The sequence below is a fragment of the Flagellimonas sp. L-11 genome (assembly GCF_056857735.1).
In genome coordinates, this window is record NZ_JBSXNR010000030.1 from 35,545 (window position 1) to 45,446 (window position 9,902).

Annotated in this window: 3 protein-coding genes; 1 reads left to right on the forward strand and 2 read right to left on the reverse strand. The window is 45.0% G+C overall.

From position 1 onward, the window contains the following. Positions 1–84: 84 nt before the first annotated feature. Complete coding sequence (locus tag AC13CC_RS03780) at positions 85–6,756, reverse strand: PKD domain-containing protein (protein WP_482875765.1); 6,672 nt, start codon at positions 6,754–6,756, stop codon at positions 85–87. A gap of 447 nt (positions 6,757–7,203) precedes the next feature. Further along, positions 7,204–8,106, reverse strand: coding sequence for a hypothetical protein (locus AC13CC_RS03785; protein WP_482875766.1), 903 nt, complete (start codon positions 8,104–8,106; stop codon positions 7,204–7,206). Positions 8,107–8,306: 200 nt separating this feature from the next. On the opposite strand from AC13CC_RS03785, the gene AC13CC_RS03790 reads away from it, so the two are divergent. After that, positions 8,307–9,677, forward strand: coding sequence for an exopolysaccharide biosynthesis polyprenyl glycosylphosphotransferase (locus AC13CC_RS03790; protein ID WP_482875767.1), 1,371 nt, complete (start codon positions 8,307–8,309; stop codon positions 9,675–9,677). Positions 9,678–9,902: the final 225 nt, after the last annotated feature.

A 9,902-nucleotide genomic window follows, 5' to 3' on the forward strand; every position in this document is an offset into this window, starting at 1 on the left:
CCAGTACAAAAACTATTTGGGAAAAAGGGTTGGAACTAAGCTTGTTTACTGATTAAATAAGTTTCCAGTTAAGTACGATATTGTTTATTTTCTTATGATCAATTGTTTAAAATAGGTCTCCCCATCATAAGTCAAGATGCCAAGATGATACACCCCTGACTGCAAACTATTGACAGGTAGTTTATAATCATTCCTGCCATCCCTAAATTCTGATGGGTTGAAGGACCTCACCAATTGTCCGGTAGCATCAAATATTCTAATTCCTTTCAGGTCCGGGTTAAGTGAGTTGGTCGATATTGTGACCTCTGTTGCCCCGGGGTTTGGGAACAATATAATTTCAAAAGGCATGACCTTATTTTCTACATTGAATTGTGGTTCAGATTTCACGAGTGCATTATCCATATTGGAAGAACTTTGTTTACCTGTTAAACCAGAAACTATGGAAAAGTTCACGCTCAAGGGTTGGCCCATGACCCCGCTGCTCGAACCACTGCCATTATAGGCCGTGGCCGTAAGGGTATAGTTCCCCAACGGAAGGTCCCTCTCGTTGTAATTGCCCGATAGGTCACCGAACAACGCGTAGGGCGCTACGCCCTCACGCTGGGTGGCCGAAACAGGGCCCGTCAGTTCGAAAAGTACGCTGCCCGGTCCACCGAGTGTGTTCGCCCTGATGTTGAGGGCCTGTCCGCCCGACGGCCCAAGGTCGATCTGCTGGCCATCCACCAAGTTGAACAGGTCCGTGTCCGTGGAGGCGTCCACCAAGGTAAGGCCCACAACACCTTCGGTCAGGGGCCCCGATACATTTATGGCCACAAAATCCGTGTCCGTCTGACCATCGCCATCGGTCACCGTCAGCACCGCATCGTAACTGCCCGCTGCCGTATAGGTATGGACGGGGTCCGCCTCGTTGGAGGGCGCACTGCCGTCCCCAAAGTCCCACTCGTAGGAGATTATGCCCACATCGTCCGTGGAATTGCTTCCTGTAAATTGTATTTCCAAGGGAGCGTCCCCGCTTACTTGGTCTGCTTCGGCAAAGGAAATAGGGGGATCGCTCTGCACCGTATTTGCAATTATGGTTATGCCAGTTGTATCCGTCTGACCATCGCCATCGGTCACCGTCAGCACCGCATCATAACTGCCCGCTGCCGTATAGGTATGGACGGGGTCCGCCTCGTTGGAGGGCGCACTGCCGTCCCCAAAGTCCCACTCGTAGGAGATTATGCCCACATCGTCCGTGGAATCGCTTCCCGTGAAATTTACGGTCAATGGAGCTTCTCCGGTCTCCACATCGGCGGTTGCCATAGCTACGGGCATCCCATCCGCCACGGTCACCAAGGAAAAGTTCACGCTCAAGGGTTGGCCCATGACCCCGCTGCTCGAACCACTGCCATTATAGGCCGTGGCCGTAAGGGTATAGTTCCCCAACGGAAGGTCCCTCTCGTTGTAATTGCCCGATAGGTCGCCGAACAACGCGTAGGGCGCTACGCCCTCACGCTGGGTGGCCGAAACAGGGCCCGTCAGTTCGAAAAGCACGCTGCCCGGTCCACCGAGTGTGTTCGCCCTGATGTTGAGGGCCTGTCCGCCCGACGGCCCAAGGTCGATCTGCTGGCCGTCCACCAAGTTGAACAGGTCCGTGTCCGTGGAGGCGTCCACCAAGGTAAGGCCCACAACACCTTCACTGTCTACGTCGGTTCCCGTAAGTGCTATACTGGCCGTATTTGAATTACCATAGTCAATGGTTAAAGTTGCGGTTTTACCTGCTCCGGCACCATTTAAGGATACGGTTATGGTATGGGTTTGACCGGGATTAAGAAGGGCATTGACAAGCGCACCAGAATCTATACTGAAATCTGAAGCGTTAGTGCCCGAAATCCCAATGGACCTAATAAATACCCCCACGTTTCCGCCCATCACGGACAGATCTATATCGAGAGTTTGACCGTCCTCAAAAGCAACGCTCTCGGCAAACTGTAATGTACTCGCCTGACTTGCCGTTCCTACTGGGGCATCCACGCCCAAAAACTCCATGTTCTTTTGGTTGCCTCCTCCCCTGCTCGGGGCACCTGCCAAAATGTGAATTCCTGGGCCCGAGACAATGGCCTGTGTACCATGCCTCTCGTAATTCATATCCGGCAATCGCTTCCAAGCACCTGTGATAGGGTCATACTCTTCTGTGATTTTAAGGGCATCATCCGTCAATACCCCATATACTTCTTCATCTTCTACCTCACCTCCGATAACTACTAACTTATCGTTGAAATTGACCGTTGCGGCTCCACCTCTTGGCGTTGGAATATTTTGTCCGTTGGGCAAAGTACTCCAGTTTCCCGTTGCAAAATCATAAACATCGACCTCAGCGATTGTGGGGGCCCAGACCCCTCCGCTACCACCGGAAAGCCTTCCTCCCGCCGCATATAGCTTGTCACCAATAACCACTGCCGAAAAATGGTCCCTTGCCCTTGGAGCATCCGTTAGGGCGGTCCAAGTCCCTGTTTTGGGGTCGTATACGTCAAACCAGGGCACATACCCCCCGTCATGTCCGTCGGTGTTTCCCCCCACTACATAAAACTTATCTTGATAAACCACCAAACCGGATGATCCACGACGTCTATTGGTCGGGATTTCGGGTCCTTGTATCCATTCTTGGCTAGCTGGGTCGAACATCCAGATAAATTCTGCGGGGATTTCATTGGGAAATGCATTTGTTTTAAAGGAGCCAATGATCCAAATTAGGCCTTTGTATTCTGTGGCCTGGAAATGATTGAACTCAAATGGGGCCGAGTCGGATAATGAAGTCCAAGTATCCGTTCCGTAATCATAAATATCAATAGTCTGTGCATTTTCCCGACCTCCCATGAGGTAGAATTTATCACCGGCTTGCACAAAGGAGTTTTCATGTCTTGCCGTATAATTTAAATTTTCATTCTTGTCCGTCCAGAAGTACTCCCCGTCGATGGTCCATTGAAAACTGACTATTGCAGCATCCTCCGTTGTACCATCACTATCATCAACGGTTATAGTAACAGCATAGGGACTTCCCTCGGTCGCATTTGCTTCTATGGTCCCTCCTATTTGACCATTGGTCGGTTCAATAAAGAGCCCTGATGGAAGCCCTTCGGCGGCATAGGTCAGGTTGCCGTCCCCACCATTGGCATCAACGATCAAGCTTCCGTTGAGCTGTTCGCCGGGGGTGCTGATTTGATTTGGGATATCAAATACATATATGGGTGTGCTATTATCGGAAACATCCAAAATCTCGATACCATTGACCAAAGGGTTCTGGATAGCTCCATGCAAAAACTCGATATCTATTGCCCCGTCGGATACTTTGACGATATGACTTATCACACCGCCCGATGCATGTCCAAATTTTTCCGAAAGATCAATATCTGTTATAAGGGGCAAATCAATTCCTTCTATAAGTGCATCAAAAATGCGCTCCCCAGGTTGCGATGTACCCGAGTAGCCATTACCCATGTATAAGCGTATCTCATAATTGCCGTTTTTGGGAACGGGAAAGGAGTAGGTCATGTTCGGGGCACCGCTCGCTTCATCGAAACGTTCGGTATCGAATATGGCCAAGGGTGTGGTATCGGCTTCAATACTTGGGTCCAAGTTGGTGATGGTTCCTGCATAGGTCGTATTGGTTCCCGGCTCTGCCAAAAATGGAGAGTTATTGCTTGACTGATCCGCGGCCCAGGCCATATCGCCATCAATGGATGCTATCTCCGGGCCTCCTGCATTAACCCTATAGATCACAATACTTTCCTCTATGGCCTTAACGGTAAAGAACATATCAACAAACAAGGATTCACTATCGGTCGCCCTAATGGTGATTGTGCTTTCCGCAGGTGTTGCAGGTAAGGTTATGGTCAGCATATTGCCCGATATGCTTGCCCCAATGTTGGGATCGGTGTTGTTCTCAACGGAGTAGCTTAAATTTTCCACGCCTAGGTTATCATCAAAAACGGTATCCAAATCGATGGTTTCATCGGAAGAGCCTACAATACGCTCCATATCAGCTATGCCTTGCACCACCGTAGGCGAGCTTCCGGTAATATTCAAAAAGTCCCAGCTACCTTCCAACTCAACCCCTTCGGTATTGGAAGTGCCTATAAGTCCAAGGGCCAAATCCGTTCCTTGATTTTGAATGGCTTCCAATATGCTTCCCCCTGCGGTAAGACGACCTATCTCAACAGGGGCCGCACCATCAATTTGATATTCAAAAGTCACTTCTCCCGTTGAAGGGTTTACCACAAAATGGAACAAAATTCCAGTTTCAGGACGATCAGGCTCTGGAATAGATACGATGATCGGCGAATCGGCCTCATCGTTTATTTCCTGCTGTACCAAAAAGCCATTGGTATTGACTACAAATTTGATGTAATTGGATTGTGTTCCGTCCCCTATAAAAAATCCAAGTTCGCCATTGACTGCTTCCGTATTGCCGTACAAACGCGATTCACCTGTAAGCCCGACCATGCCCCCTGTAACACGGAATACCCCGGTGGTTACATCAACTTGGGCACCATATTGCAGCCCCTTTTCCTGGGTATTGGAAATCCCCAATGCAGTGCCCGAGGTCATGTGCATGGTAACAATTCCCGGCGCGCCCCCCATTACATCGTTTGGATTGGGATCGTTGGGGTCATCCCTCCTATCGGTAAAATTGAGCCAATTCCCGTTACCGGTTCCATTGTTCATGAATCCTGTGAGCCCCAAACCAAGATAACCGCCCAGCCCTTGTTGGTAGTTAAAGAAATCATTGGCAACGGGCAAGGTAAAGGCATCGCTTCCGTTTGTAGTGGGATCCCCCAACTGGAAGGGGTCATCCACGTCGGGAATACCATCAAAATCGTCATCGGGATCGTTCAAATCGGAAACCAATGTACCCCCTTGTAGACTATCGAAGTCCGAAGGTTGTGATCCCCCGTTACAGATATCGGTACCGTTATCGATTTCATCCTGATTGGTATAGCCGTCAAAATCATTATCGGCCAATGGGTCATACCCTGGATTTCCAGGCAGTATGCATTCCACAAAATCCAAGGGTTCAAACACCTGAATGTTACCGCTTAGGTCACCTGTCCAAATGGTTCCGGGAAAAATTTCTTCATCGTCGGTAGTCGCAATGGCCAAAACATAGCCTTTTGTTCCCGACAAAAAGCTTTGGTTCAAACTTTCCAATTGCCCATCGGAGGTCAACTGTACCCTTCTTATATTTCCGCTGCTTGCCGTGGCCAGCAGATCTCCTTGCATGGCCCCATTGAAATTGGAGGCCCTGTATTCGGCAATTCCATTTGTGTTGGTGCTCCATACGGCAATTTCACCATCCAATGGCCCATCGGGATTGTCCTCGTCCGGACCACGCCAGTCTCCTTCCTCCACGTTGGCCAATTCCACGGGAACAGGGGGCCAATCTGCAGGGAGTGCGATACTGGGGTCACTTGTGTATCCGGTGCCTGGAGAACTTGGATCATATATTTGGGTTCTAAAAACAGCTCCTAGGTTTCCATCGCCTGGAGCGGTATACAGACCAGCTCCCGCAGGATTTGCTCGCACAGGGTTGGGATGGCCACCATAATATTCCCAGAATGTATAGGTGGACAAATCCGTTGTTACCAATTGTAGGTGGTCCTTATTGTTTATGTGCTCCCCACCGGAATAGGATTGGCTTCCGGGTTCATTTGGGTCATAGTCGTTGTTGACATTGGCAGTTCCCTCATTTACTGGAAACCCGCCCCAACCCCCGTTGGCACCATTGTCGGTCACATAAAGCGCGCCCGAATTTGTGACCACCAAATCATAGGCATTCCTGTAACCCGGTGATAGGATTTGAACGGGACCGTTGGGTACCACCTTTGCCTGGTTTAGGCCATCGTTGCCTCCCCAGGGATCATTGATGTCGACTCCATCGTAACCGGGCGAATCTGGATCGGTTATACCATTGACATTGGCTCGTGTTGGGTCATCAAGCGTTGGTAGGTCGTAAACATATTGACGTCCATTGTCCAATTGTACGGGCATACTGTTAATAGCATCAAGATCAATGGCCAAAATAGCTGCTGCAAGTGCATATTCCGTGGAAAACACAAAATTAACCGAGGGGCCACCCCCATTGGTATGGCCTCCTTGGGCCACCAATAAATATTCCTTGCCTCCTATCGTTACCAAATCCAAACCATTTGTAGCATGGTTTTCCTCAGATCTTGGCAACCCACGTACAATATCCACCACGTCCCATGAACTCCCTGTCCAGCTGAACCTGGTAATGACCCCTGAGTTGGTGTCCAGACCTACATCACCGTTACCGCCCCCAGAACCTGCGCCTATTCTAACATCGCTAGAGGAGACATAGAAAACCGGGTTCTCGGCCGAGCCGCTCACTACGATTCCTATGGTCTCGCGTGTATGGCATTGGGAATAACTTCCACTACAGGGCGATCCATCATCATCATGGTTAACAATACCTTGGATATCATCCAAAACCTCCACATCAAGCACTTCATAATCGTTTGTCAAGTTCCGTTCTATCGTGAATATGTTTACCATTCCTTTGAGGGAGGTAACATACAATCGATTATCGGGACCATACATCATTCCCGTAACCCCTCCACTCAAATCCTCATTGCCATTATACTTTAGCAATGTTTGGGAAAAACTTACTTGAGCTGAAATCGAGGAACTATAGAAAATAAGGAAAAGGAAACAAAGGAAGCCCGCGCACCTCTGCGTTGTGGAGTAGTGTTCTTTCATTTTATTTGTTGGTTTGGTAAACGTAAAGGGAGGGGAAACAATCCCCAAACGTGCTGATTTTCATTTTCATCTTGTGTTATTGTTTGGGGAACCATACGAAGATAAATCACAAGCTTGAACCCTCATAAAGCGGAAATGGCAATTAGACCAACTACCATTAAGATCGACGAACGCCATTTTGATTCATACACCTGACAATCAATGGCTTATATTTTGTAATATTATTCTTGTTAACCTGAATCCTTGTAAAATAAGGTATAGTCCCTTACATGAAATACTCATTGATTTTTGATAGGTAGAAAGGAATGCACATCACAGCAAGATACTTCTTGAATGAGACGACATGATAAATAGAAAATTAAGATCGGATTAGCCCATAACCTATATCAATAGACATTAATTAAATGTCACCAACTATGGGCTTTATTGGGCCAAGGTTGAATGTACTTAAACGGATTGTTGATTCAGGAAGTTTGAATTGTTGCCAATGGGAATGGTCAGGTTTTCATTGACACTTACTTTTTGGTCGTGCAGGACTTTATTTTCTCCACTTCCAAGTTTCTTATTGGCAAGGACTCCATTTTTGTTTAAGTCAATCAATGTTAACTCATACTGTGACGAATCCAAATCCTTTGTAATCAGATTGACCAAATAAACGGTTTCACTCTTATTTAGGATCTTGTCAATAAACTCCATATATTCATCATTGTAGTTCCCGAGCAAATCCTCATGTATGTACCAGGAATCTATTTTAGAAATATATTTATCACTAAACCGTTTTACAAAATGTTCACTGTTCAATACCAAAAATTGATCGTTCCCCCCGTTTCTTTCTTCAAGCAGGGAAATCATGGATTTTAGTTTTTTTACTTCCAAGGCATTGTTATAGATCAGTATAGAAGAATTTTGTACTTGTTTTGAAATTTTTAGGGTAAAGAATTTGTAAAGATACCTAGAGATTGCGAGTGCACTAAAGCTCAATATACTGTGGACAATAATAATCGATAGCGGTACCATTAAATCCTTTTCCATAAACAGTTTTCCATTAACGACCACTAGGACTATTGTTAAAATATTGGCCAGACAAATGGCATTGAAAATGCTATATACTTCACGTACAGTATTATATTTCACATATCCTTTGTAAATGCCTATAAAAAGAAAAATAAATGATGTAAGCGCTACAATAATTGGCAATTGGATCAACATTCCGTGGTTCCAAATATCTGGAAGGATAAGGGAGCACAGAAAGTACGACAGCACAAAAGATATACTTGTAAGCAATATATCAATTAGAAAAACTAATCTTACGGGGAACATTTTATTGATGCGAAGATTGTTCTTGGTCATAACAAAATGAATGATGGTTTTAACCAAATTTAAGACTAAAAAATCCTGAAGGGGAACTCTCGGATTTCTTTTCGTCAAACTTCAAAAAAATCGGGTGTTCGTATATGAATCTCGAAAAATGAACGTTTGTTCAATAGGATTTTTATCCCTTGGTGCTTAGGCGTACATTTGAATTGAGCTCTAATAGCATATAGAAAATTATGAGTACAAAACCTCTACTGAATACCTTAGAAAGAAAATCCATTCTGTTTTTAGGTGATTTGACATTGATTGGGATCTCTCTAAGAAACTTTGTTTTAAGGGCCGTTGATTACCAGAATGAAGACCCCCTTTTCTATCAAATAACGATTGTTGCCATTGGGGTGGCCATTTACTTTGTTTTGGCGTATATTTTTGAAACCTACAATCTGGAGAAGGTTCCCAAATCCATCACCTATTCCATTATAAGGATATTTACCATTACATTTTTGTTCACTATTTCCATAGTGGGGGTTACCACATTTTTCTTTGCTTTTGCCTATTGGCAATTGTATTTACTGGTTTTCATCATTTTCTGCCCTATCCAGTTATCGTTATGGCGCTTGCTCTTCAATTATATTTTCAAATTTGTCCCTACGACCAAACGGGTTCTCTACATATACGACGAAACGACCAAGGATAGTTTGGAGAAAAACCTTGACTATATCAATGGAGATGACAACGAGACCTACTATAAAGTTGTTTCCACTTATTTAAATTCCGAGGATAGCGACCCCATCAGTGAGAACAAGCTTATTGAAAAAAATATAGATTCGTGCATTATCAATACAAGGAGCTACAACCATTTTTCCAAACAAATGGAAAATATGCTGGTAAATTCATTGTTGTCGGGAAAAGAGGTGCTCACCTATACTTCGTTTTATGAAAGCACCTATGAGGCACTTCCCATAGATTCCCACAATGACAGCCTTTACGAGATCTTGCAATTGAGCAATAATAAAATCCATTACTTGCAGGGCATTGCCAACTTTGCATTCAATTTTTTCCTAACCTTGATCTCCGGAATCGCTTTTTTGCTTTCCATACCATTTGTATTTCTATTGAATATTTTTTTCAATCCCGGACCTCTCTTTTACACCCAATTAAGGGTGGGCAAACATGGAAAGGAATACAAAGTTTTTAAGTTTAGATCCATGGTTGTGGATGCCGAGAAAAAAGGCGCGAAAATGGCAACCAAAAACGATGCAAGGGTTACCAAATTCGGAAAGGTTTTGCGAAAATTTAGGGTGGACGAACTGCCACAGGTATGGTCCATTATCCGTGGAGATATGTCCTTTATAGGGCCCAGACCGGAAAGAAAGGTTTTTGTGGACAAATTAAACGAGGTCACTCCATTTTACAATGTTAGGCACCTTGTAAAACCAGGCATCTCCGGTTGGGCACAGGTCAAATATAAATATGGTGAAAATCTGGAGGACTCCATTAGAAAGCTGGAATACGACCTTTATTACATCAAGAATAAATCCGTGGTTCTTGATTTACGAATCATCTTTAAGACGCTCTCGACCATTTTGTTTTCGAGGGGTGTTTAAAGTAGCATGATCAATTTTTTGAAGTGATTTAAACCAAAATACATCATCCTTAGGATAAGGATAATCTTGGGTGTGGATTAAGATAGGCACGTTCAGAAGTAGTGTAATTATTTGATTATCAGATAATTAATTCGTATATTTAGGTATAACAAAACCCCGAAAATGAGTCTCTAGCTCGAAAAACGGGGTTTTTTTAATCTTCAAGTATGCACAAATTACGAAGAA